Raw genomic sequence first — 22,633 nt, 5'->3', positions numbered from 1 at the left:
GTCAGCATGCGCCGCTTGGACAGCGTGACATCGGTCGGGCGCGGGCTCAGCCGCCCCGAATCCGTTCTTGCGACATCGAGCGGCGACATTTTTGTCTCTCACAAAGGACGCGGCATCGCGAGAATTCTGCCGGATGGCAGGCAGTTTCTGTTGGCCAAACAGACAGAGATCGGCGGCCTGCCCGTCGTTCCAAATGGCATCGCGCTCCGGTCTGATGGCAGTTTCCTCGTGGCCAACATCTCTGATGCTGGCGGCCTTCTCGAAGTCGACCCGGACGGAATGCGGCTGTTTCACCGCTGTTCGACAACCGAGGTCGCGCCGCCGGTAAACTTCGTGACGCTGGATGAACTGGGGCGCATCTGGTTCAGCGTCAGCTCGACATGCAGCCCTCGTGACCTTGCCTATCGGCGGGACGTGAGAAATGGCTACATCGGGATGATCGACGCCAGCGGTATGCGGATCGTGGTCGAGGGCCTGCATTACACAAATGAGATTCGTCCGGACCTTGCGGCTGGCTGGCTCTATATCAGTGAAACCTTCGGTCAAAAGGTGAGCCGTATCCGCCTGGACGAAACCGGCGTTCACGGGGAACCAGTGACCTTTGCGGACCTTCCTCGCGGTGCCTTCGTCGACGGCATCGCTTTCGACAGCGAAGGATGTCTGCTCTGCGCGTGTATCGTCTCGAATGAACTGGTCAGGATCGCTGCGGACGGATCGTGGTCGATTGTCGCGCAGGAAAGGGACGAGGACTGGGTCAATACAGTCGAATCCGCGTTGGATGCCGGCGCAATGGGGAGAAAGCACTTTGACACGGCCCCGACGTCAGTGTTCCGGAACATTGCGAGCATTGCCTTTGCGGGGGAGCGTTTGGATAAAGTGATATTCGGCAACTTGCTGGGGGACTCGCTTCCCGTCCTGTCCATTGGCGTCTCTGGCCGCATGCCATTGCATTGGAATGTTGAGGTTCCAGTGTGGGGCGAAGCTTTTTGAAACCAGCTTGGAGCAACTCTTGAACTACGATCTCCAGTCCCTCCTGCTATTCAAATCCGTGGTGTCAAGCGGAAGCCTCGCGGGCGCTGCCGAGATTCACAATACTGCGGCTTCGGCTGTCAGTCGGCGTATTGCCGACCTCGAAGTTCAGGTCGGCACCGCGCTGTTCTATCGTCAGCGGCGCGGTGTCGAATTGACGCCCGCCGGGGAGGAATTCCTGAGCCATGTTTCTGCGCTTCTGAACCGCATTGAACGGATGGACCAGGCGATGGAGGACTTTGCCGACGGTCTGAAGGGCGTTGTCAGGATCGCCGCGAATACATCGAGCATCACCCAGTTTCTACCAGAAGACCTGGCTGCATTTGTCAATGATTTCCCCGGTGTACGGATCAAGCTTGTCGAGATGTTCAGCACGGATGTCATCGCGCAAATACGCCTTGGGCACGCGGACATCGGGATTTGCTCCGGTCTCACAAGTCCCGGCGACCTGGAAACGACACTGTATCGCCGCGATACCTTGGTGCTGGCCGTTCCAGAAGGTCACCCGCTGGCGTCACGATCCTCTGTTTCACTCGAAGATATCCTTGATCAGGACATTGTTTCTCTTCAAGACGGAAGCTCGATACAGGCCTACGTGGACGCGCAGGCCGAAGCACAGGGCCGAATACCCAAGACCCGCGTTCAAGTCATGAGCTTTGACGGTGTGCGCCGGATGGTCGAAGCCCATCTTGGCGTTGCTATCTTGCCTCAGGGTGCGGTCTTGGACGCCGCGCGGGACAGCAAACTGAGTATGGTGCCCATTTCAGAGCCTTGGGCGGAACGGGAATTGCTTCTTGTGCGAAAGCCCAACATTCAACCCGGTCGCGCCAGCCGGGCCATGTTCGAATACCTCACAGGGCACGATAACGCCAAATAACAAGGTGGCCAAATATGATAACATTGAAGAATCTGGATCACCTGGTCCTGACCGTCACCGACATGGACAAGACCTGCGCGTTTTACAAGGACATCCTCGGCTGTGAGATCGTGACATTTGGCGCGGGCCGCAAGGCGCTGAGGTTCGGCGGGCAAAAGTTCAACCTGCACCAGGCGGGCCAGGAATTTGAACCAAAGGCCAAGACACCGCGACCCGGCTCTGCTGACCTGTGCTTGATCACCGTAGATCCGATAGACGACGTCGTGACGAAACTTCAGGAGGCCGGTATAGAGATCGAGGAGGGGCCCGTAACGCGCACCGGCGCGACCGGCGCCATCCTGTCGGTCTACCTCCGTGACCCCGATGGCAACCTTCTGGAATTGTCCAACTATGTCGATGCATGACGCAAATCGCCAGCGGTCCACGGACCCAGACGTTGGGGCCGCTGAATTTCCATGACTGGTCAGATTTCCATGCGCGGACTGCTGAAATGGTTCGGAGACGTCAATGCTACGTTTCTAAGCCTCGCCAAGGTCATCGTTCCCGTTTCGATAGCCGTCGAGCTTTTGTCCAGATGGGGTCTGATCGAGGAAATTGCGCCGTTCCTGCGACCGCTGATGTCCATATTCGGCCTGCCTCCCGAAATGGGGCTGGTTTGGCTGACGGGCCTGTTCACCTCAATGTGGGGCGCAGTTGCAATCCTTTTCACTGTGGTTCCCGCCGACACGCTGACGGTCGCTGATGTGACCGTGTTCTCCGGCCTGTTGCTGATGGCGCACGCCTTGCCACTGGAGCAATCTGTCATTCGTTCGGTCGGTCCGGGTTTTGTTGTGACCGCCCTCATTCGGATTGTGGGCGCCATGCTGTTTGCAGGACTGCTCAGACTGATCTTCGATCTGACGGGTTGGCTGGCTGAACCGATCCAGCCAACACTGAGCCAAGAGGTGTTCTCGGTCGGGGAGGACGGTTTCTGGGTCGGGCTGGTCAAGATGCTCTTCAAGATCTACGTCATCCTCGCAATCCTGATTTACGGCCTTCAATTAATGGAGAAATCCGGGGCCGCGCAGATATTTCAACGGTTTGCCGCCCCGCTCCTGAAACTGGCCGGCCTAAAGAACGAAGCCGTGGAAGTGACGTCGATCGGTCTGATCATCGGCATTGCCTTTGGGAGCGGACTGCTGAAACGCAGTGCGACGCGCGGTCAAATCTCCTCTCGTCAACTCTGGTTGTCCTGCATTTTTCTCGGCTTCGCCCATGCGCTTGTCGAAGATACCCTGCTAATGGTCGCTCTTGGGGCCGATTTCACCACGGTGTTTTTTGGTCGGCTGGCTTTTGCCATTGTTTGCACTGCCGTCATTGCCGCTGGACTGCGTTTGGTCTTGGATCGGAAGTCACAAAAATGTCCCGGTGTGTCGACAGACTAGAGGATCAAGGAGACCTTTGGTCGGGCCAAGACTGTGGATGGCATGGCCCAGACCATCCACCGCCGCCTCGACAGGGCCACAGCGTCGCAGCCGCGTGCGCAATCGCCGTCGGGACGTTCAACCTTGATGACGCGGGCAACGGCCCCCCGGCAGGACGCCAGCGGGACGGCGACAACATGTTCGCTGGCAAGTGCAGGGAGACCTTCGAGAAGACGCAGGGGAAAATCCGTTGCCGACCAAGTCAGGCCGGGCGGCGCCACTGAAACGGGCCGCTGCGATGGAGAGAGTTGCCCGCGGCATCGACCGCAACGGTCACAGGCATGTCGCGAACCTCGAATTCGTGGATCGCTTCCATCCCAAGATCGTCGAAGGCCACGACCCGCGCGGCAGTGATCGCCTTCGATACCAGATAAGCGGCCCCGCCGACGGCAATCAGATATACCGCGCGATGCCGCGCAAGCAGCGCCTCGGTTTCGGCGTTGCGCTCGGCCTTGCCAATCAGCAACGCGGCCCCCAGATCGCCCAGCATCATCTCACTGTAGCGGTCCATCCGCCCCGATGTGGTGGGACCGGCAGGACCGACGACCTCGGCGCCGACCGGGTCGACCGGACCGACGTAATAGACCGCGCGATCGCGGAAAGAGACCGGCACCTCCTGACCGCGCGCCAGCATCTGTTGCAGCCGCCGGTGTGCGGCATCGCGCGCGGTCAGCAGCCGCCCGGACAGGAGCACCGTCTCACCGATACGCCAGCGGGCAATCTCTTCTCGGGTGAGCGTATCGAGGGCAACGCGCCGCGCGCCGACCGTGGCATCGGCTGTGTCAATGTCCGGCCAGAGATCCGGCGCGGGCGGCTCCAGCTGCGCGGGACCGTGGCCATCAAGGGTGAATTTCACGTGCCGGGTGGCGGCACAGTTCGGCACAAGGGCAACCGGCAGCGAGGCGGCATGGGTGGGAAAGGTCGCGATCTTGACGTCGAGCACGGTTGTGACGCCGCCCAGCCCCTGCGCGCCCAGACCGGTGGCATTGATGCGGTCGATCAGATCAAGCCGCATTTCTTCAACCGGCGTGGACGGGCCGCGCAGACGCAACTCGGTCGCGTCGATCGGCTCGTTCAGGGCCTGCTTGGCCAGGGCCATCGCCTTGTCGACGCTACCGCCGACGCCCAGCCCCAGAATACCGGGCGGGCACCAGCCTGCGCCCAGCGTCTCGACGGTACTGACCACCCAGTCGGACACCGAGTCAGAGGGGTTGAGAACCGCGAATTTCGTCTTGTTCTCGGACCCCCCGCCTTTGGCCGAAACGGTGATCTCCATTTGATCACCGGGCACCAGTTCAACGGTCAGCATGGCCGGGGTGTTGTCGCCGGTGTTGCGCCGTCCGAACAGGGGGTCGACAACAATCGAGGCCCTCAGAGGGTTGGTTTCGGACAGATAGGCGCGGCGCGTTCCCTCGTCGACCAGGTCCTGCAAACTGCGCCGCCACGCCGTGCGCGCCTCAACGCCAAGGCGGACATGCACATTGGCGACGCCGGTGTCCTGACAGATCGGCCGCCGGCCAAAGGCAGCCATGCGGGAATTCATCAGGATCTGCCCGATTGCGGCCTTGGCAGGCGCGCTAAGTTCGAGATCCCAGGCCCGCGCCATACCACGGATGAAATCCGGCGGATGATAGGTGCTGATGTACTGCAAGGCATCGTGGATCGAGTCCACGACGTGCGCTTCGGTGATCTGGGGGCGGGTCATGCCTGACATTTGTCCTTTTCCGGAAAGACGTATTTTCCCGGTCTGTGCGCCAAAGGCCGGTCCGGCGCTCTGGCCAAGGCGTCCGCCGTCGAACCGGATCGGATTGGCCAGAAGCCGCAGCTTGGGGCGGTCGGGATGCGGAATATGGATTATCATCTCGGCTTCGGTCACGAAAGGGTTCTGCAACGCGGCGGGCAGGCTCAGGATCGGGGCCACGGGCAGGAGCCCCGTGAATTTCCCTGCCCATAGGCCGAAACGTGCAGGCAGCCGAGATCCTCTTTGACGTGTTTCAGTCCCGGATGGGTCAGACCAAGCTGGCCGGGCGGATCGCCGTACAGGTTGGTCATGACCGCGTCCGCCTCTGCAACGTTCCCCTCAAGGGCCCGGCGGCCCTCCGGGGCCTTCCTTGGCAAAAAAGGCGCGCATGCCTTTGTGACAGACCGGCGAGGAAAATGCCCGGTCGCTTGAGGCAAGCGATCGCGTGACCGGTTCCGCCAAGGACAGGCGCGAGGTCTCGTCGATCAGCACCTTGCCTTCCGAACCGGAGTCCGAAGCCATGCGCAGGTGCCGCGGTCAAAGCCGGTTCTCGACGGATCGGCAAGCGGCATTGGCTGCTTACAGGTCGGATTGCGTGGACCGCACGGCCGCCCATGTGCCGTCCGCGATCAGGGACCGCACAATTTCGGTCGTGAGCGACAGAACAGCCTCTTTCGCTCTGGTGGCGGGGCGTCCTGACGGATGAACCAGCCACGCGCCGCGCCACAGGCCGGGCGGAGCGATGTGACTGATGGCCAATGTCCCGGCATGTGTTTCTGGCAGGACCGCGTGGGTCGGCAGGATCGACGCGCCGAACCCTTCCGCAACCAGCCGTTTGATATTCGCATAACTGTCGATTTCCAACGCCACGTTGGGCGAAAAGCCAAGCGTGGCGCAGGCGCGATCCACCAAGAGACGCAGCCCGTGCGCGCGACTGGGCAAGACCATCGGCAAGTCCCGAAGCCCGGACAGGCCCATTTCAGCCAAACAATCGGTCTCACCGGGCCACAGAACCACAAGCTCTTCTTCCAAAAGCAGAGTTGAGGCAATGCCTTGCGAGCGCGATGGCTCATAAAGCACGGCGAGATCGACAACACCCTCTTCCAGCCAGCCTGCGATAAAGCCGCTCATGGCTTCGGCTATGTTGAGCCGGATCCGTGGGTAGCGCGTGTGGACCGCCTTGATCAGCGGCATGGCGACGATGTTGCTGATGGTTCCGGGCAAGCCGATGCGGACTTCGCCCATGGGGTCGCTGTCAAGCGTGCGAATGTCATCCTCAGTGCGTGCAAGATCATCCAGAATGGCGCGGGCACGTTGCATCAGGAGTTGGCCGGCTTCCGTCGGGGCGACGCCCGACTTGCTTCGGATCAGCAACTGCGTGCCCAGTTCTTCCTCCATGGTCTTGATATGCAGCGACAGTGCTGGCTGCGCGACGCCGACATGTTCGGCGGCGCGCGTGATGGACCCCGCCTCAGCGATGGCCAGAAAATAGCGCAGCTGACGGAAATCCATGGTGTTGGCCAGTCATACCTGGAATGTATGATTGGCATCTAAAACATATATTTGTTGAATGTCACGCCTCGCGTTACGTTTCGACAGACACGGCTTGGCAACGGGAGGCCCCGGCTCATGAATTTCCTCGACGACGACTATCAAGACATCCGCGATGGCGTGAAGGCGCTCTGCGCGCAATTCCCGGCCGAATACCACCGCAAGGTGGATGAAGAAAAAGCCTATCCAGAGGCATTTGTTGATGCCCTGACCCGCGAGGGCTGGATGGGTGCCCTGATCCCCGAGGACTATGGCGGCTCTGGGCTGGGTCTGGCGGAGGCTTCGGTGATCATGGAGGAAATCAACCGGGCAGGGGGCAATTCTGGTGCCTGCCACGGCCAGATGTACAATATGAACACGCTGGTGCGTCATGGCTCGGAAGAGCAGCGGCAAAAATACCTGCCCAAGATCGCCTCGGGCGAACTGCGCATTCAGTCGATGGGCGTGACGGAGCCGACCACGGGTACTGACACCACCAAGATCAAGACGACTGCGGTCAAGAAAGATGGTCGGTACGTCGTGAACGGTCAAAAGGTCTGGATCAGCCGCGTTCAGCACTCTGACTACATGATCCTGCTGGCGCGGACCACGCCCCTGGCGGACGTCAAGAAAAAGTCCGAAGGTCTGTCGATCTTCCTTGTCGACATCAAGGACGCGATGAAGAACGGAATGACCGTCAATCCCATCGCCAATATGGTGAACCACGAAACGAACGAACTGTTCTTCGACAACCTCGAGATCCCCGAAGAGAACCTGATCGGAGAAGAGGGCAAGGGGTTCAAGTATATCCTGACCGGGCTAAACGCCGAGCGCACGCTGATCGCCGCGGAATGTATCGGTGACGGCTACTGGTTTACCGACAAAGTCACCGCCTATGTGTCGGAACGTGAAGTCTTTGGCCGACCGATCGGCCAGAACCAGGGGGTGCAATTCCCCATTGCCGAGGCATTCATCGAGGTCGAGGCCGCCAACCTGATGCGTTGGAAGGCCTGCGCGCTTTACGATGCCGGCAAGCCTTGCGGCGCCGAAGCAAATATGGCGAAATATCTCGCGGCAAAAGCCTCTTGGGAAGCGGCCAATGCCTGCATTCAGTTCCACGGCGGCTTCGGGTTCGCCAACGAATACGACGTAGAGCGCAAGTTCCGTGAGACGCGCCTCTACCAGGTCGCGCCGATCTCGACCAACTTGATCCTGTCCTATGTTGCCGAGCACATTCTCGGCATGCCGAGGTCGTTCTGATGCTGCCGCTCGAAGGTGTTACCGTTGTTGCCATCGAACAGGCCGTTGCCGCTCCATTCGCAACCTCCAAGCTGGCCGACGCCGGGGCCAAAGTCATCAAGATAGAGCGCCCCGAAGGCGACTTTGCCCGCGGCTACGACGATGTGGCCAAGGGGCAATCCAGCTATTTTGTCTGGCTCAACCGCGGCAAGGAGGCTTTGACGCTGGATCTCGGATCCGACAAGGGAAAGCGGGCACTTGAGGCGCTGATAGCCGAGGCCGACGTCCTGATCCAAAACCTGAAGCCGGGGTCTCTGGCGAAACTCGGGTTTGATACTGACGGGCTGCGCCAAGACCATCCGCGCCTGATCACATGTTCGATTTCGGGCTACGGCGACCATGGCCCCATGGCGGACCGCAAGGCATATGACCTTTTGATTCAGGCCGAAAGCGGACTCTGCTCGCTGACCGGTGGTCCGTCCGAACCTGCCCGTGTGGGCATTTCCATCGTCGACATCGCGACCGGCGCGACGGCCTATTCGGCCATACTCGAGGCGCTGGTCCGCCGTGGCATAACGGGGCAGGGGGCCGAAATATCGGTGTCAATGTTCGACGTCATGGCCGACTGGCTGACCGTTCCGCTGCTGAACCACGAAGGCGGCAAACCCCCCAAGCGCATCGGCCTGGCGCACCCCTCGATCGCGCCCTACGGCGCGTTTCAGCCCAAATCCGGCCCAGCCATCCTGATCGCGATCCAAAGCGACCGCGAGTGGCGGATGCTGTGCCGCGATTTCATCGGCGACAACGCGTTGGCCAGCGACCCACGGTTCGCCACCAACGTCGCCCGCGTCAACAACCGCGCGGAAACAGATGCCATGGTCGCGGCGGCCTTCGGCCAGATGGATTCCGCCACGGCTCTGAAACGGCTTTCGGCCACGGGTATTGCCCTGGCGTCGGTGAACGACATGGCCGGCCTGTCAGAGCATCCGCATCTGCGCCGTATCACCGTGGACAGCCCGAACGGGCCGGTCAGCTTTCCGGCTCCCGCCGCGCGTTTTGTCGGCGAAGAACGTCGCTACGGGGCCGTACCCGGCCTGAAACCGCTGGAGGGGTGACGATGCAAATAGATATCGCCAAGCTGCAAAGCTGGATCGGGCGCGAGCAACGCGACAGCGAAGTTGTCTCTTCCACGCTGGTGCGTCAGTTCAACGCCACCTTCGATCGCTCTTCCGGCACCGGGCAGGGGGACGAGGCACCGCTTTTGATACACCTGTGCCTGGCCCAGCCCATCGCGCCGATGTCGGAACTGGGCCGCGACGGTCACCCCGCGCTGGGTGGCTTTCTGCCGCCAGTGCCGCGCCCACGTCGGATGTGGGCCGGTGGTGCCTTTACCTTTCACAGCGGCATCCGCATCGGCGAAGAAGTCACGCGCCATTCGACGATCTCGGATGTTCAACTGAAGGAAGGCCGCTCTGGCGCGCTGTGCTTTGTCACGGTCCGCCATGAGGTTTCGGCCAACGGGCGCGCCGTGCTGAGCGAGCGTCAGGACATTGTCTATCGCGACATCCCCAAGACGCCTGCGGGCAAGACCAAGGCCGACCTTGCGCCTGCGGCTACCGGTCAGCATGCGCGTGTCGTAGACCCGAGCCCGACCCTGCTCTTTCGCTATTCCGCGCTGACCTTCAATGGCCACCGCATCCACTACGACAGACCGTTCTGCGTTGATGTCGAAGGCTATCCCGGCCTCGTGGTCCACGGTCCGATGCAGGCCACGATGCTGTGCCAGTTCGCCGCCGATCTGCGCGGGCAGGCGCCAAAGTCCTTTGCCTTTCGTTCACTCTCGCCGATCTTCGACAACGCCGGTTTCTCGGTGAACGCGGCGGAAGACGGCGACGCGCTCAAACTCTGGACCGCCCGCACCGGTGGCCCCGTCGCAATGGAGGCAATGGCACAATGGTAAGCTCTCTCACAACGCCGCTTTTTGTGCCCGCCTCCAAGCCGGAACGGTTTGGCAAGGCTGCGGCGAGCGGTGCGGATGCGGTGATCCTCGATCTTGAGGATGCCGTCGCCGCCGCCGACAAGGATACGGCACGCGCCGCGCTGGATGCCGGGTTCACCGACCTGCCGGTGATCGTGCGGATCAATGCCATTGGCACGCCTTGGCACGCAGCCGACCTTGCCGCCGTGACCGGCGCGGGCTTTGCCGCCGTCATCCTGCCGAAATCCGAAACGCCCGACACTGTGGCGCAGGTTGTCGCGGCGCTGCCGGGGCTGCCCGTCATCGCCCTGATCGAAAGCGCGCTTGGCCTTGCCAATGCCCGCGCCATCGCGACGGTCAAGGGTGTCGAACGTCTTGCCTTCGGGTCGGTCGATTTCTGCGCCGACCTCAGGTGTGCCCATCTGCGCGACATCCTGCTGCCGGTGCGCAGCGAACTGGTGCTGGCGTCCCGTCTGGGCGGTATCGCGTCGCCGATCGACGGGGTCACGGTGCAGCTTGACGATCTTGCGGCCACCCGTGACGACGCGGGCCATGCACGGGATCTTGGGATGACCGGCAAGCTTTGCATCCACCCCAAACAGATCGCCGAGGTCAAACGCGCCTTTGCTCCGTCCGAAAAAGAGATTTCCTGGGCCAAGCGGGTCCTTGCCTCGGGTGACGGTGCCGTCTCTGTGGATGGTGCCATGGTCGATGAGCCGGTGCGTATCAGGGCGCGGGCCATCCTTGCCGCCGCGCCGGAGTAGGGACGTGTCTCTGCCGCAGCTCATCCTCGTTCCGGGGCTTTTGAACGATGCCGATCTCTGGCGCGAGCAGGTCGCCGCCCTGAGCGACGTGGCGCGGCCCGAAGTGGCCGATATCACGCAGAGCGAAACGTTGGCGGCTTTGGCCGAGGATGTCCTTGCCCGCGCCGAGGTTCGCTTTGCGCTGGCAGGCTTTTCCTTGGGTGGAATCGTCGCGCTGGAGATCATGCGCCGCGCGCCCGAACGGGTGAGCCACCTAGCACTGCTCGACACGACGCCCCTGCCGGACGATCCGGATCGCGCGGCCGAGCGCGCCCGGCTGGTCGCAACCGCAAGATCCCATGACAAGTTCCACGGGTTTGGCGAACGGATGTTGCGCAGCTACCTCGCGCCGGAAAACCTCAAAAACGCGGCGATGGCTGACCGCGTGCGCGCCATGACAAAACGCCTTGGCCCGGATGTTTTTATCCGTCAAAGCGGCATCGACCGCCCCGACAGCCGGGCCTCGCTTGGCAGCATCACCTGCCCCACTTTAATTTTGTGCGGCGAGCATGACGCATGGACGCCCGCGACCGTGCATCGCGACATGGCCGTTGCGATCCCCAATTCCCAACTCGTCATCGTGCCGGGGAGCGGGCACCTGACCCCCATCGAGCAACCTGCGGCTGTGTCCCGCGCGCTGCGTGCGCTATTGGTACGCAAGGACCACTGAAGGTCAGAACGCGTATTTGGGTCAACGCCAAAATATGACGGTCGCAACGCAAGCGACCGTTGTCGGAGTTGCCTCCAGCAATGACAGCGTGGCCCGCTGTATTGTTGCAACCAAGTAGAAATGTCACCCGGTTTACAAAGCAGAAGTGTCACCAAGGACGGCGACGGGAGCAAAGCCTGACAGGGCGGAGACCTCAGATATCGCAGCCCTGGCTGGCTTTGCTTTTGGCGATGCGTTTGCGGTCGGCGAGGGTATTCCAACCCGTGTTACGGCGTCCGTTCTTCCGGTATCCGTTGCGGGCGCTTTCCGGGCGCACTTCGGCGGTGGCAGCCAGCTTGCCTTGCTCGGCTTTGATATGGGCGAGCACTGCGCTGAGGTGCTTGTTGTCGGTGATCGCCGCGTGGGTGACGCGCTGCTGGTGCGGATCGAAGATGGTGCAGGGAAGGGCGAGGCCATTGTGCCGAACCTGGATGCGCCCGTCCGGGAACTCGTATGTATCGGCATATTTGCCAACCAGCGCGCGCGTCAGATCATTCACTTCCAACCGGATGCGCTTGCGTGCGTACTTCAGGGACAGGTCCTTGCTGACATAGCGCTTGTTGCGCAGACAGAAGATCTCGGCCAACCGATCTGGTGCGACGTTCAGCGCGCGGTGCAGATTGTCCGGACGGGCAGCGGGCTTGGCGAACCTGGCGTTATAGCGCTCCATGAAGCGCTGGAGGAAAGCATTAGCCGCCTCCATGTCCGAGATGCCAGCGATGCGCAGTTCCTTGACCAGACGATCCTGCAGTGTCCGGTTCGCACGTTCCACGCGGCCCTTGGCCTGGCTGGTATTGGCACAGAGAATCTCGATCTGGAGTTCTGCCAAAGCGCGCCCGAACTGGGTCATGCCGGTCATGTGCGCGTTGGGTTTGGGGACGCGGAAGACCGTGTGCTTGTCGCTGTAGAACGCAACGGGGCGGCCGTGCGCCGTCAGATAGCGCTCCAATGCTTCGAAATAGCTGAACGTGCTCTCTGATTTGACGAAGCGCAGTTCCATCAACGTGCTGGTGGCATCATCAATGAACACGAGCAGGGTGCAGGGATCACCCCGGTCCTCGAACCAGCGATGCTCTGAGCCATCGATCTGAATGAGCTCGCCAAAGCACTCCCGGCGTAATCTGGGCTGATGAAACGTCCGGCGCTGTTTGCGCGAGAGCCAAAGACCGTCTTCCTGCATCCACTTGCGCAGCGTCTCGCGCGACACCTTGAACCCGTGATGTTCGGCCAGCATCTCACCGCCAGGGTCGGCCCAAAGTCCGGATAGGCCTCTTTGATCAGCGACAGCGCGTAATCTCGTTTGGCTTTGTGGATCCGATTGTTCGGAGGCTGGCCGCGCGCCCTGTGCCGGATTGCCGCCGCGCCATCTTGGCGGTATCGCTTCAGCAATCTGAAAACCTGCCGACGTGTCAGCTCCAACAGGTTCGCAGCATTGTCTACCGTCAGCCGGCCATCATCGACCTGCGCCAACACCTCCACGCGGTTCAACTCGCGCTCGCTCATCATTACCCATCCCATGTCCGATCTACCTCAGTCTTTCGGGGGAGAGTGACATTCCTGAATTGCTCATGGGTGACATTTTAGCTTTGCGGCTACACTGTATTTTCGCCGATAATTCGTTTTATGTAACTCATCCACTCAGGGCGTTCCGTTTCCCCCAGGCTGGCGATGTGTTCGTCCAACGCGGATGCCGCGCCTGTTTGGGACACGATATTTTCCGTTGCACGTCAAAATGCGGCAACCATGGCATCGACCGACTCCGAAACACGACGGCGCATGACCGACGCGTTCAGGCCGACATTCCATGAGATGGCATCCCGGTGTCTCGCGGCAATATTACCGGGCTTGCGGAGCCGACAAGCGATCTTCTGGGCGTGATTCTGCTTCACGGGCCGCCAGAGCAACACTGACCAGACGGTGTACAATGGCACCATGCTGAGCCGCCCTGCGAGCAAAAGGGAATAGTTCTTGGCATTTCACTCAGCATGACAACTTTTGTCGTGGGTGTTTGCGAAGATGGCATGGAATCAGAATCCACTCGACAAAACGGTGCGAGATTCATCGGGTGAAATGCAAGCAAGGCAGGTAAAACGCATGCCGCACTACGCTCATTCCGGAACGCCGGGCGACAGATCCGACTGGCAAATTCTGCCCGAGCATCTGGAGCAGGTCGCGGCGTTGGCACGGAACCGTGCGGACCTTCTCAACCTTGGAACCTGCGCCGAGGTTCTGGGGAAATTTCACGATCTGGGAAAATACGACCCCGCATTCGACCGGCGCCTGTGCAACGAGACAGTGCGCGTAGATCACTCGACAGCGGGCGGAGCCAAGCTGCTAGCGCAGGAGGATCGCGTGCAACCGGTGGCCGAAGCCCTGGCCTACGCGATCCTTGGTCATCACGCTGGGCTGCCGGACAAGTCGGGCGAAACCGATGCCTGCATGGACCGCCGGTTGGCCCGCCCCGCGCCGCCGCTGGATCCAGAGTGGCGCAACCATCTCCCTGTCGATTTCCCGGCCATGGCGAAGGAGATCATGGGCCTTTGCCGCCCCGGCCCGAAACTGGGGTTCGATGCCTCGGTCGCCGTGCGGATGATGTTTTCCTGCCTCGTGGACGCCGATTTCCGCGACACGCAGGAATTCTACGACCAACTGGAAGGGCGGCAAAGGGATCGCACCTGGCCCGCTCTGGCCGACGTCCTGCCGGATCTTCGACAGCGGTTCGATGCCTTCATGGCGGGGCTTGGTGGCCAAGGATCGGACCTGAACCGCACCCGGACCGAAATCCTCACTCATGTCCGCGCTCAGGCGACCCTGCCACTAGGTCTTTTCACGCTTTGCGTGCCCACCGGCGGCGGCAAGACATTGGCTTCGCTCGGCTTTGCCCTGGACCATGCAGCCGCCCACCATTGCCGTCGGATCATCTACGCCATCCCGTACACGTCGATCATCGACCAAACGGCGGCGGTGTTCCGCAAGGTTTTGGGCAAAGATGTCGTCCTCGAGCATCACAGCGCCATCGACAGCGACAGGCAAGGCGCCGAAGCACGCGACAAGCTCAGGCTGGCGATGGAGGACTGGGCCGCGCCCATCGTCGTCACCACCAACGTCCAGCTGTTCGAGAGCCTTTTTGCGGCCCGCCCTTCGCGCTGCCGCAAACTGCACAACATTGCGGGGTCGGTCATCGTGCTCGACGAGGCGCAGTGCCTGCCACGTTCCCTGCTGATGCCGACGCTGGCGATGATCGACACATTGGCCGCGCACTACCGCTGCACCGTGATCCTGTGTACCGCGACCCAACCGGCCTTCGACAGCCGGGAACTGAAACAGGGCGGCCTGCCGCTGGAGAACCGGGAACTGGCCCCCGATCCGGTCGGGCTGGCGCAGAAGCTGCGGCGCGTCGTCATTCGCACCGGGGCCGTGATGGATGACGCGGCGCTCGTGGCGGCATTGGCGGATACGCCCCAGGGGGTGGTCATCGTCAACAGCCGTAAACATGCGCTGGACCTTTTCCGGGCGGCGCAGGCTGCCGGGCTGGACGGACTGGTTCATCTGACCACGCGGCAATACCCGGCGCACCGTCGCCAGATCATCGCGGACATCCGTGCGCGGCTGAAGTCGGGACAGCCTTGCCGTCTGATCGCCACCAGCCTGATCGAGGCGGGGGTCGATCTGGATTTCCCCTTGGGCTGGCGCGCCGAAGCAGGGCTCGACAGCGTCATCCAGGCGGCAGGCCGGGTGAATCGCGAAGGCAAGCGCCCGCTGGCTGCATCGGTCCTCACGGTGTTCGAAGCCCCGGACAACGCCCCGCCGCCAGAGGTGGCGCAACTGGCCAAGGCGATGCGCGGCACGGCGACCCGTTTCCAGGACCTGCTGTCGCCAGAGGCGATCTGTGACTGGTTCAACGAGGTGTACTGGACCGTTGGGGCAGATCGCATGGGCGAGAAAATGGCGAAAAGCATGATTTTCGCCCGATCTGGCACTGACTTTCCGTTTCGCACCTTGGCCGAACAATACCGCATGATCGACAGCCCAATGGTGCCGGTGATCATTTCCGGCGACGACACGGCGGCAAGGGCAATCGCGCAACTCTCCCTCGAAGCCGTGCCCTCGGGCACGCTCGCCCGTGCCCTGCAATCCTACACCGTCCAGATCCCGCAAAAGGCGCGCGAGTTGCTGCGGGTCAACGGCAAGGGGGCTTTCGAGGCGAGCGACATTCGTGGCGATCAGTTCTTTGTCCTGAAGGAAGGCTCACTCTACCGGGAGGATTTCGGACTCTGGTGGGAACAGGCCGAATACCTAGGGGTGGATCAATGGGTGGTATAAAAAAGCCGCCGCCCGGAGGACGGCGGCGAAACCTGCAAATGCATAACATCGCCGGAGTGTTTCTATTCACACAAGGCCAACCTCACGACATGCGCCTTTGCTATGGCGGCTCAATGTCAAGCTCGAGCGCAATCGTGAAATTGCCGATCCGGAGCCGCAGAGCATACTGTCTCCGCTTCATGGAAGTCCCATTGCGAACCAACGGTGAACGCACCGTACCGTGATTTGCCGCACCAGAAAAATTGATATCGCTGAAGTGAATATTAACCGGCCCGTCAGATGAGTCTTCACCTTCAGATTATCCACCTAGAGGGAAGTTAGAACAATGACTTACGGCATCCGACTCCATGTTCAGGGGCGCCACGCGCTCTTCACCCGCCCCGAATTGAAGGTCGAGCGCGTCACCTATGACGTCATGACCCCGTCTGCGGCGCGCGGCATTCTCGAGGCGATCCACTGGAAACCGGCGATCCGCTGGGTGATCGACCGTATCCACGTGCTGGAACCGATCCGCTTTCAGTCGATCCGCCGCAACGAGGTCGGCCACAAGGTCCCGGCCGGCAGCATCAGGAAGGCGATGAACCGGGGTGACGTGGGCGGGCTGCAACTGCTGGTCGACGAGGATCGGCAGCAGCGCGCCTCCACGGTGCTGGTGAACCCGTCCTACGTCATCGAGGCGCATTTCGAGATGACCCTGCGAGCCGGGGCGGACGATACCGAGGGCAAGCACCTCGACATCTTCAACCGTCGCGCCGGGCGTGGGCAGTGTTTTCACCAGCCCTGCCTCGGCACCCGCGAGTTCGCTGCTGCGTTCGAGCTGATCCCGCCGGGCGCCCCCCTGCCCGACCGCGCGCCAGATGCCATGACACCCGACCTCGGCTTTGATAGCCCGCGCGACCTTGGCCTGATGCTCTGGGACATCGACCACGCCGCCCAAGGCCGCCCCTCGCTGTTCTTCCGCGCACGGCTGGTGGACGGCGTCATGACGGTGCCCCCGCCCGACAGCCCCGAGGTGCTGCGATGAGCATCCTCGCCTCGCTGGTGCGCGCCTATGACCGGATGGATGCGCCAGCCTTTGGCTATTCAACGGAGAAGATCGGCTTTGTCGTGGTCCTGTCCAGTGATGGAGCCATTGTCGATGTTGTCGACAGGCGCTCAGCCGACAACAAGCGGACACCCGTCAACATGATCGTTCCGGCCTGTCCGAAACGTTCGGGTCAGACACCGCGTCCCAATTTCCTTTGGGACAACATCAACTACGCCCTGGGCGCCGGAAAACTGACAAACGACGCCGACACCCGCTTCGACGCGTTTCGAGACAAGCATCTGGAATACCTCTCGGATCTCGATGATCCCGAGATCTCAGCCTTTTGCGTGTTCCTGCGAATTTGGGATCCCGCCCAAGTCACGCGTTTCTTTCAGGCCGACGATCTCCCGACCAATGGAGTCGTCTTTGCCTGCAACGACAGCCGTCGGGATCACTTCCTCCACGAGAACGGCACAGCAACGTCATTCTGGAAGCGCAATAGACACCTGTGGGTCGCCGTGGAAGGGAAAAGCACGACGCCTGCGATCTGTCTCGTGAACGGTGAGGTATCGGAAATCGCCAGAACGCACCCGCCGATCAAAGGTATGTCGGGCGTAGGCGGCAAGAGCGAGATGGCCCTGATTTCCTTCAATGATGACGCCTATGAATCCTATGGTCACAGTCAGGGCGACAACGCCCCCGTCTCCGAAGCCGCGGCCTTTGCCTATACCACCGCGCTCAACCGCTTTCTCGACCGGGACAGCGGCCACCGCATCCAGATCGGCGATGCCTCGACCGTGTTCTGGGCGGATGCAGAAGACCCGGAACAGGCGGCAATGGCCGAGGACTTGTTCAGTGCATACTTCGACAAGGACCAGGATCGAGCCGGCGAAGAAACCATGGCCACGAAACAGATCGCGGCGCAGCTGGGGCTGATCCGGCAGGGTCGCCCCCTCGATCAGGTCGAACCTCGCCTCGCCGCAGGTGTTCGGTTCAATGTGCTGGGCCTCGCGCCGAATGCCGCGCGGCTGTCAGTCCGGTTCTGGTGGCAGGACGATTTCGGTCGTCTCACCGCGCATTACCAAAGGTTTGTCGAGGACATGCGCCTCGACCCGGCTCCGCGCGACGGCTGGCCGCCGCTCTGGCGCTATCTGGTGGAGTTGGCCGCTCAAGGAAAGCGGGAAAACGTGCCACCGCTGATTGCGGGCGACTGGATGCGCGCGATCCTGACCGGCGCGCCCTATCCGCTCACGCTGATGTCGAGTGTACTGATACGCATCCGCAGCGACGGGCAGATCAACGCCCTGCGCGCCGCCATCCTGAAATCCGTCCTCATCCGTAATCTTGCAAGGGAGGTTCCCGTGGCGCTTGACCCCGCGAACACAAACAAGGGCTATATCCTCGGACGGCTTTTTGCCGTCTACGAAGAGGTCCAGCGCGCGGCGCTTGGCGGCAATGTTAATGCCACCATAAAGGACAAATTCTACGGAGCGGCCTCCGCTTCCCCGCAGAAGGTGTACCGCGCGCTCGACTCCGGAGCGCAGAACCATTTCTCGAAGCTGCACAAAACGAGCCCCGGCCGCGCCGTGAACCTCGAAAAGCTGCTCGGGTCCATCACGGACTTGATGGACCCGGCAGACGATCCTATCCCGGCCTCCCTGGCGGCTGCCGAACAGGCGCTCTTCGGGATCGGCTACTACCACCAGCGTTCCGAATTCTTCCGCAAGCGTGACGAAACGACCAGCCCGGAGACCGACCAATGACCACCTTGTCCCAGCGCCATGACTTCGTGCTGATCTTCGACGTGACGAACGGCAACCCGAACGGCGATCCCGATGCGGGCAACCTGCCCCGCCTCGACCCCGAGACCAGTCACGGGCTTGTTACGGACGTGAGCCTGAAGCGCAAGATCCGCAACTACGTCGACCTCGCCCGGCACGGCGAAACGGGTCACCACATCTACGTGCAGGAGGGCTCGATCCTGAACGAGAAGCACCGTGAGGCCTATGTCGCCGTCCGCGGGGCCGACAAGGTCACCGACAAGAAACTGAACCCCAAGTCGGACGACGAGGCAAAGCAGCTGCGTGACTGGATGTGCGCCAATTTCTTCGATGTGCGGACCTTTGGTGCCGTCATGTCGACCGGGATCAATTGCGGCCAGGTAAAGGGGCCGGTGCAGATGACCTTTGCCCGCTCGGTCGAGCCGATCCTGCCGGTCGAGATCTCCATCACCCGCATGGCCGCCACCAACGAGGCCGAGAAAAAGAAGCGTGCCGAAGGTGAGGATGGCGACGAACGCACTGACAACCGCACCATGGGCCGCAAGCACATCGTGCCCTACGGGCTTTACGTGGCCCATGGCTTCATCTCGGCCAAGTTCGCGGAACGCACGGGCTTTTCCGACGCCGACCTCGACCTGTTCTACGAAGCACTCGTCAACATGTTCGAACACGACCGCTCTGCCGCGCGCGGCGAGATGACGACGCGCAAGCTGATCGCCTTTTCGCACGCCAATGCTCTGGGCAACGCGCCGGCACATGTCTTGTTCGACCGGGTCAGCATCGGGCGCAATGTCGACGGTGATTATCGCGACCTAGATGACCGCGGGCTGGGCAACCTCGCTCCGGCGCGGGCCTTCCGTGACTACAGAATCGAGATCGACGGCGACGGCCTGCCCGAGGGCGTCGAGATCCGCGAGATCCTGTGATGACAGGTACCGCCGAACCGATCCCGATATCGGCGGTGCAACACGCGGTCTATTGCCTGCGCCAGGCGGCCCTGATCCATCTGGAACAACTCTGGGAAGACAACCGGTTTACCGCCGAAGGGGATGTCCTGCACGCCGTGACGGACAAGGGCGGGCGGCGGTCAGGGCGCGGGGTGCGGCGGGTCTCCTCATTGCCGCTGTCCTCTGCCCGCCTGAACCTGACCGGAACCGCCGACCTGGTGGAGTTCACGACCACCGACGACGCCGAACGCGCCTTCCCGGTCGAGTACAAGCGCGGAAAGCCAAAACTGCATCGTGCCGACGAGGTCCAGCTCTGTGCGCAGGCCCTCTGTCTCGAGGAAATGACCGGTCAGCCCGTGCCCGAAGGTGCGCTCTTCTACGCTCAGACAAAGCGCCGGGTCACCGTCCCCTTCGACACTGACCTGCGCAGCCTGACCGAGACGACGGTGGACGATCTCTCCCGCGTCCTGAACTCCGGCATCACCCCGCCGCCCACGCCGCACCGCGCCCGCTGCCGGGCCTGCTCCCTGCTGGAGCTCTGCCGCCCGGACACCGTCGCCCGTCCGGTGCGCGCCTGGCGCGACGCCTCGCTCGACAGACTCCTGAAGCCATGAAGAAGCTTCTGAACACCGTTTACGTGACCACCGAAGGCGCCGCCCTGCGCTTGCAGGGCGAAACGCTGGTGGCCGAGGTCGAAGGCGCCGAAAAGACCCGGATCCCGCTGCACATGCTGACCGGCCTCGTCGCCTTCGGCCCGGTCCTGCTGACGCCGGCGCTGATCGCCGCCTGTGCCGGGCGCGGCATCGCCATTGCGCTTCTCAGTCGCAACGGTCGCTTCGAAGCCCGGATCGAAGGACCGATGTCCGGCAACGTCCTGTTGCGCCGGGCACAATACCGCCTGGCCGACAGCCCGGAGGACATCGTTCGCTCCCTTGTCCTCGGCAAGGTGTCGAACCAGCGCGCCGTCTTGCGCCGCCACCTGCGCGATTACGCCACCGACATGCCCGCCGCACAACGGCAGGCGCTGGACGCCGCCTGCGATCGCATGGCCCGGATCCTGCGTCGCGTGCAACTCTCCGACAGCACCACCGACGCGATGCGCGGCTCCGAAGGCGAAGCAGCGACGATCTATTTTGCTGTCTTCGATCACCTGATCCGCTCGCCGGACCCGGACCTGCGCTGGACCACCCGCTCGCGCCGCCCGCCGCTCGACCCGATGAACGCGCTTGTGTCCTTTCTCTACACACTCTTGACGCACGATTGCCGCTCCGCCTGCGAGGCGGTCGGCCTCGACCCCGCCGTGGGCTTTCTCCACCGCGACCGGCCCGGCCGCCCCAGCCTCGCGCTCGACCTGATGGAGGAACTGCGCGCGCCCCTCGCCGATCGTCTCGCCCTGTCGCTGGTCAACCGCCGGCAGCTGCGTTCGGGTGATTTCCGGCGCATGGAAAGCGGCGCGGTCCTGTTGACCGACGACGCCCGCAAGGCCGTCCTCACCGCCTGGCAAGAGCGTAAGCGCGAAGAGCGCCGCCACCCGTTCCTGGAGGAAAAGGCCCCCTTCGGCCTCGTCCCTTACCTTCAGGCGCAGTTGCTTGCCCGCCACCTGCGCAGCGACATCGACGCCTATCCTCCTTGGTTCTGGAGTTGAGATGCTTGTCTTGGTAACCTACGATGTGAACACACTCGAAGAAGGCGGCAAGCGACGCCTGCGCCGCGTGGCAAAGGCCTGCGAGGACTTCGGCCAGCGCGTCCAGTTCTCGGTTTTCGAGATCGAGGTCGACCCGGCGCAATGGACGAAACTGAAGGCGCGCCTTGAGGGCATCATCGCGGTCGAACATGACTCGCTGCGCTATTACTACCTCGGTGCCAACTGGCAGCGCCGCATTGAACACGTCGGCGCCAAGCCCGCGATGGACCTGAACGGGCCGCTCATCCTCTGAGCCCTGCGAACGTGAAGCGTGTCCTGCATGCCGCCTAGGTTCGCAGGACCAACAGCTCTTTGAAATCGTTGAACACCTTTGGAACCTCGCGGCAGGAAGGCAACCCATTTACCTCACCTGCCCGCAGGTTCGCATCCTCACCTCGGTTTACTGAGCCAAACTAACCCCCTATCCTTAGGGAGTCGCCCCCCACCCGGGGGCGTGGATCGAAACCTTGCCCGATCCCAGCCCGCCGACCTCGGCGTCGGGTCGCCCCCCACCCGGGGGCGTGGATCGAAACAGATGGCCGTTGTGGGTGCTGATCACCCGCACCTTGTCGCCCCCCACCCGGGGGCGTGGATCGAAACGTCACGTCGTCCAGATTAACCATGTCGGAAGGGCGGGTCGCCCCCCACCCGGGGGCGTGGATCGAAACTCCGTATTGACGGCATGGGCGGTGCGGGACTGAGGTCGCCCCCCACCCGGGGGCGTGGATCGAAACAACCCGGAGCGCGGTCTGCCGCTGCCGGTCGGCGGTCGCCCCCCACCCGGGGGCGTGGATCGAAACCCTCCATGACCGCGCCCATCCGGTCGAGCGCGCCAGTCGCCCCCCACCCGGGGGCGTGGATCGAAACGCGCGGTAGCGGACGACCTTCTGTCGCGCCGCCCGTCGCCCCCCACCCGGGGGCGTGGATCGAAACAACACCGGCGCGGAACAACGATCCAGAACGATGCGTCGCCCCCCACCCGGGGGCGTGGATCGAAACTTTCGGTACGCAATCCGCGTCCAGGGAGGCGCCTGGTTGCGTGTTCTCTGGCGCACATGGCAGGACCGAAAGCCATACGATCCGGTCCTACGCGGCTTTGCCAAAGCCATAGTTTGACAGGGGCTGTCTCACGCCCCCTTCTCGAACTTCATGACCGGGATGCCGAGCCTCGAAGCCTTGTCGGCGAGGTTCTCCTGGATACCGATCCCGGTGAAGACGAGGACGTCTACCGGGAGCGCATCCAGCATCGCATCGTTGCGCTTGCAGGGCGCGGCCTTGGCGTGCTTGGTCCAGTCAGGCTTGAAGGCGACCTGCGTCACGCCCCGGGATTCAGCCCATTTGGCGGCGATGAGGTCTGCACCTTTGGGGCTGCCCCCATGCAGAAGAACCATGTCGGGATATTTGGTCCGGACTTGGTCGAGTTTGCCCCAGATCAGGCGGTGATCGTTGAAATCGGTCCCGCCGGTCAGGGCGACCTTGGGGCCGGCGGGAAGCATCACCTC

Annotated in this window: 20 protein-coding genes, 1 pseudogene and 1 CRISPR repeat array; of the genes and pseudogenes, 16 read left to right on the top strand and 5 right to left on the bottom strand. The window is 62.4% G+C overall.

All coding sequences use genetic code 11. From position 1 onward, the window contains the following. The first annotated feature begins 6 nt into the window (after positions 1–6). The 4 genes from ACN0S5_RS18955 to ACN0S5_RS18940 all read left to right on the top strand — a co-directional run bounded on the left by ACN0S5_RS18955 (position 7) and on the right by ACN0S5_RS18940 (position 3,330). Complete coding sequence (locus ACN0S5_RS18955; RefSeq protein WP_417210335.1) at positions 7–990, top strand: SMP-30/gluconolactonase/LRE family protein; 984 nt, start codon at positions 7–9, stop codon at positions 988–990. Positions 991–1,009: 19 nt separating this feature from the next. After that, positions 1,010–1,906: a LysR family transcriptional regulator gene (locus tag ACN0S5_RS18950; protein WP_417210333.1), complete on the top strand. Its 897-nt coding sequence runs from the start codon at positions 1,010–1,012 to the stop codon at positions 1,904–1,906. 14 nt (positions 1,907–1,920) lie between these two features. Next, complete coding sequence (locus ACN0S5_RS18945; protein ID WP_417210331.1) at positions 1,921–2,310, top strand: VOC family protein; 390 nt, start codon at positions 1,921–1,923, stop codon at positions 2,308–2,310. 69 nt (positions 2,311–2,379) lie between these two features. Continuing rightward, positions 2,380–3,330, top strand: coding sequence for a nucleoside recognition domain-containing protein (locus ACN0S5_RS18940; protein ID WP_417210330.1), 951 nt, complete (start codon positions 2,380–2,382; stop codon positions 3,328–3,330). A 241-nt stretch (positions 3,331–3,571) separates the two neighbouring features. Here ACN0S5_RS18940 and ACN0S5_RS18935 read toward each other — a convergent pair whose 3' ends face one another. The 3 genes from ACN0S5_RS18935 to ACN0S5_RS18925 all read right to left on the bottom strand — a co-directional run bounded on the left by ACN0S5_RS18935 (position 3,572) and on the right by ACN0S5_RS18925 (position 6,622). Next, positions 3,572–5,074, bottom strand: coding sequence for a fumarate hydratase (locus ACN0S5_RS18935; RefSeq protein ID WP_417210417.1), 1,503 nt, complete (start codon positions 5,072–5,074; stop codon positions 3,572–3,574). 200 nt (positions 5,075–5,274) lie between these two features. Further along, positions 5,275–5,487, bottom strand: a complete 213-nt coding sequence (locus tag ACN0S5_RS18930) for a CoA transferase (RefSeq protein WP_417210328.1) — start codon at positions 5,485–5,487, stop codon at positions 5,275–5,277. Positions 5,488–5,689: 202 nt separating this feature from the next. Beyond that, complete coding sequence (locus ACN0S5_RS18925) at positions 5,690–6,622, bottom strand: LysR family transcriptional regulator (protein WP_417210326.1); 933 nt, start codon at positions 6,620–6,622, stop codon at positions 5,690–5,692. Positions 6,623–6,739: 117 nt separating this feature from the next. On the opposite strand from ACN0S5_RS18925, the gene ACN0S5_RS18920 reads away from it, so the two are divergent. From ACN0S5_RS18920 to ACN0S5_RS18900, 5 genes are read left to right on the top strand one after another with little or no spacing between them, the layout of a single operon-like run. Beyond that, positions 6,740–7,900, top strand: a complete 1,161-nt coding sequence (locus ACN0S5_RS18920) for an acyl-CoA dehydrogenase family protein (protein WP_417210325.1) — start codon at positions 6,740–6,742, stop codon at positions 7,898–7,900. Beyond that, on the top strand, positions 7,900–8,994 hold the full coding sequence (locus tag ACN0S5_RS18915) for a CaiB/BaiF CoA transferase family protein (protein ID WP_417210323.1): 1,095 nt from the start codon (positions 7,900–7,902) through the stop codon (positions 8,992–8,994). Before ACN0S5_RS18920 ends, ACN0S5_RS18915 begins: the two co-directional genes overlap by 1 nt. 2 nt (positions 8,995–8,996) lie before the next feature. After that, entirely contained in the window at positions 8,997–9,839 is an 843-nt protein-coding gene (locus ACN0S5_RS18910; RefSeq protein ID WP_417210322.1) for an FAS1-like dehydratase domain-containing protein, read from the top strand. Next, positions 9,833–10,621: an HpcH/HpaI aldolase/citrate lyase family protein gene (locus tag ACN0S5_RS18905; protein ID WP_417210321.1), complete on the top strand. Its 789-nt coding sequence runs from the start codon at positions 9,833–9,835 to the stop codon at positions 10,619–10,621. Before ACN0S5_RS18910 ends, ACN0S5_RS18905 begins: the two co-directional genes overlap by 7 nt. A gap of 4 nt (positions 10,622–10,625) precedes the next feature. Beyond that, positions 10,626–11,330: an alpha/beta fold hydrolase gene (locus ACN0S5_RS18900; protein ID WP_417210320.1), complete on the top strand. Its 705-nt coding sequence runs from the start codon at positions 10,626–10,628 to the stop codon at positions 11,328–11,330. Positions 11,331–11,523: 193 nt separating this feature from the next. Here ACN0S5_RS18900 and ACN0S5_RS18895 read toward each other — a convergent pair. Further along, positions 11,524–12,887, bottom strand: a pseudogene (locus tag ACN0S5_RS18895) (ISNCY family transposase). A 576-nt stretch (positions 12,888–13,463) separates the two neighbouring features. Between ACN0S5_RS18895 and cas3 the strand changes: the two are divergent. The 7 genes from cas3 (at position 13,464) to cas2 (ending at position 21,384) form a co-directional block, all read left to right on the top strand. Beyond that, positions 13,464–15,692 carry a CRISPR-associated helicase Cas3' gene (cas3, locus tag ACN0S5_RS18890; RefSeq protein ID WP_417210319.1) on the top strand — a complete coding sequence of 743 codons (2,229 nt, stop codon included), beginning with the start codon at positions 13,464–13,466 and terminating at the stop codon, positions 15,690–15,692. 325 nt (positions 15,693–16,017) lie between these two features. Beyond that, positions 16,018–16,716, top strand: a complete 699-nt coding sequence (gene cas5c, locus ACN0S5_RS18885; RefSeq protein WP_417210318.1) for a type I-C CRISPR-associated protein Cas5c — start codon at positions 16,018–16,020, stop codon at positions 16,714–16,716. Next, a complete protein-coding gene (gene cas8c / locus ACN0S5_RS18880; protein WP_417210317.1) occupies positions 16,713–18,482 on the top strand; it encodes a type I-C CRISPR-associated protein Cas8c/Csd1 in 1,770 nt (589 codons plus the stop codon). Before cas5c ends, cas8c begins: the two co-directional genes overlap by 4 nt. Further along, a complete protein-coding gene (cas7c, locus tag ACN0S5_RS18875; protein ID WP_417210316.1) occupies positions 18,479–19,426 on the top strand; it encodes a type I-C CRISPR-associated protein Cas7/Csd2 in 948 nt (315 codons plus the stop codon). Before cas8c ends, cas7c begins: the two co-directional genes overlap by 4 nt. Next, positions 19,426–20,061, top strand: a complete 636-nt coding sequence (gene cas4, locus ACN0S5_RS18870) for a CRISPR-associated protein Cas4 (protein WP_417210314.1) — start codon at positions 19,426–19,428, stop codon at positions 20,059–20,061. The genes cas7c and cas4 overlap by 1 nt, the downstream gene beginning before the upstream one ends. Further along, complete coding sequence (gene cas1c, locus ACN0S5_RS18865; RefSeq protein WP_417210313.1) at positions 20,058–21,092, top strand: type I-C CRISPR-associated endonuclease Cas1c; 1,035 nt, start codon at positions 20,058–20,060, stop codon at positions 21,090–21,092. The genes cas4 and cas1c overlap by 4 nt, the downstream gene beginning before the upstream one ends. A gap of 1 nt (position 21,093) precedes the next feature. Next, positions 21,094–21,384, top strand: a complete 291-nt coding sequence (cas2, locus tag ACN0S5_RS18860) for a CRISPR-associated endonuclease Cas2 (RefSeq protein ID WP_417210312.1) — start codon at positions 21,094–21,096, stop codon at positions 21,382–21,384. A 181-nt stretch (positions 21,385–21,565) separates the two neighbouring features. After that, positions 21,566–22,130: a CRISPR direct-repeat array (repeat unit 32 nt; unit sequence GTCGCCCCCCACCCGGGGGCGTGGATCGAAAC). Positions 22,131–22,258: 128 nt separating this feature from the next. Here the strand turns inward: cas2 and ACN0S5_RS18855 are convergent. Then, positions 22,259–22,633, bottom strand: a 375-nt coding sequence (locus tag ACN0S5_RS18855) for a DUF2493 domain-containing protein (protein ID WP_417210311.1), incomplete at its 5' end; no start/stop codon positions are given.

The organism is Antarctobacter sp., assembly GCF_048262615.1.
Taxonomy (GTDB): domain Bacteria; phylum Pseudomonadota; class Alphaproteobacteria; order Rhodobacterales; family Rhodobacteraceae; genus Antarctobacter.
The sequence above is the reverse complement of the archived record's forward strand: the minus strand, read 5'-3'. Positions and strand labels throughout refer to the sequence as shown.

Coding starts and splice junctions, on each gene's coding strand:
- ACN0S5_RS18955 (WP_417210335.1), top strand. CDS start 7: ATGCGCCGCTTGGACAGCGTGACATCGGTCGGGCGCGGGCTCAGCCGC.
- cas8c (WP_417210317.1), top strand. CDS start 16,713: ATGAGCATCCTCGCCTCGCTGGTGCGCGCCTATGACCGGATGGATGCG.
- ACN0S5_RS18905 (WP_417210321.1), top strand. CDS start 9,833: ATGGTAAGCTCTCTCACAACGCCGCTTTTTGTGCCCGCCTCCAAGCCG.
- ACN0S5_RS18935 (WP_417210417.1), bottom strand. CDS start 5,074: ATGACCCGCCCCCAGATCACCGAAGCGCACGTCGTGGACTCGATCCAC.
- ACN0S5_RS18940 (WP_417210330.1), top strand. CDS start 2,380: ATGCGCGGACTGCTGAAATGGTTCGGAGACGTCAATGCTACGTTTCTA.
- cas2 (WP_417210312.1), top strand. CDS start 21,094: ATGCTTGTCTTGGTAACCTACGATGTGAACACACTCGAAGAAGGCGGC.
- ACN0S5_RS18915 (WP_417210323.1), top strand. CDS start 7,900: ATGCTGCCGCTCGAAGGTGTTACCGTTGTTGCCATCGAACAGGCCGTT.
- cas3 (WP_417210319.1), top strand. CDS start 13,464: ATGCCGCACTACGCTCATTCCGGAACGCCGGGCGACAGATCCGACTGG.
- ACN0S5_RS18920 (WP_417210325.1), top strand. CDS start 6,740: ATGAATTTCCTCGACGACGACTATCAAGACATCCGCGATGGCGTGAAG.
- cas1c (WP_417210313.1), top strand. CDS start 20,058: ATGAAGAAGCTTCTGAACACCGTTTACGTGACCACCGAAGGCGCCGCC.
- cas7c (WP_417210316.1), top strand. CDS start 18,479: ATGACCACCTTGTCCCAGCGCCATGACTTCGTGCTGATCTTCGACGTG.
- ACN0S5_RS18925 (WP_417210326.1), bottom strand. CDS start 6,622: ATGGATTTCCGTCAGCTGCGCTATTTTCTGGCCATCGCTGAGGCGGGG.
- ACN0S5_RS18910 (WP_417210322.1), top strand. CDS start 8,997: ATGCAAATAGATATCGCCAAGCTGCAAAGCTGGATCGGGCGCGAGCAA.
- cas5c (WP_417210318.1), top strand. CDS start 16,018: ATGACTTACGGCATCCGACTCCATGTTCAGGGGCGCCACGCGCTCTTC.
- cas4 (WP_417210314.1), top strand. CDS start 19,426: ATGACAGGTACCGCCGAACCGATCCCGATATCGGCGGTGCAACACGCG.
- ACN0S5_RS18945 (WP_417210331.1), top strand. CDS start 1,921: ATGATAACATTGAAGAATCTGGATCACCTGGTCCTGACCGTCACCGAC.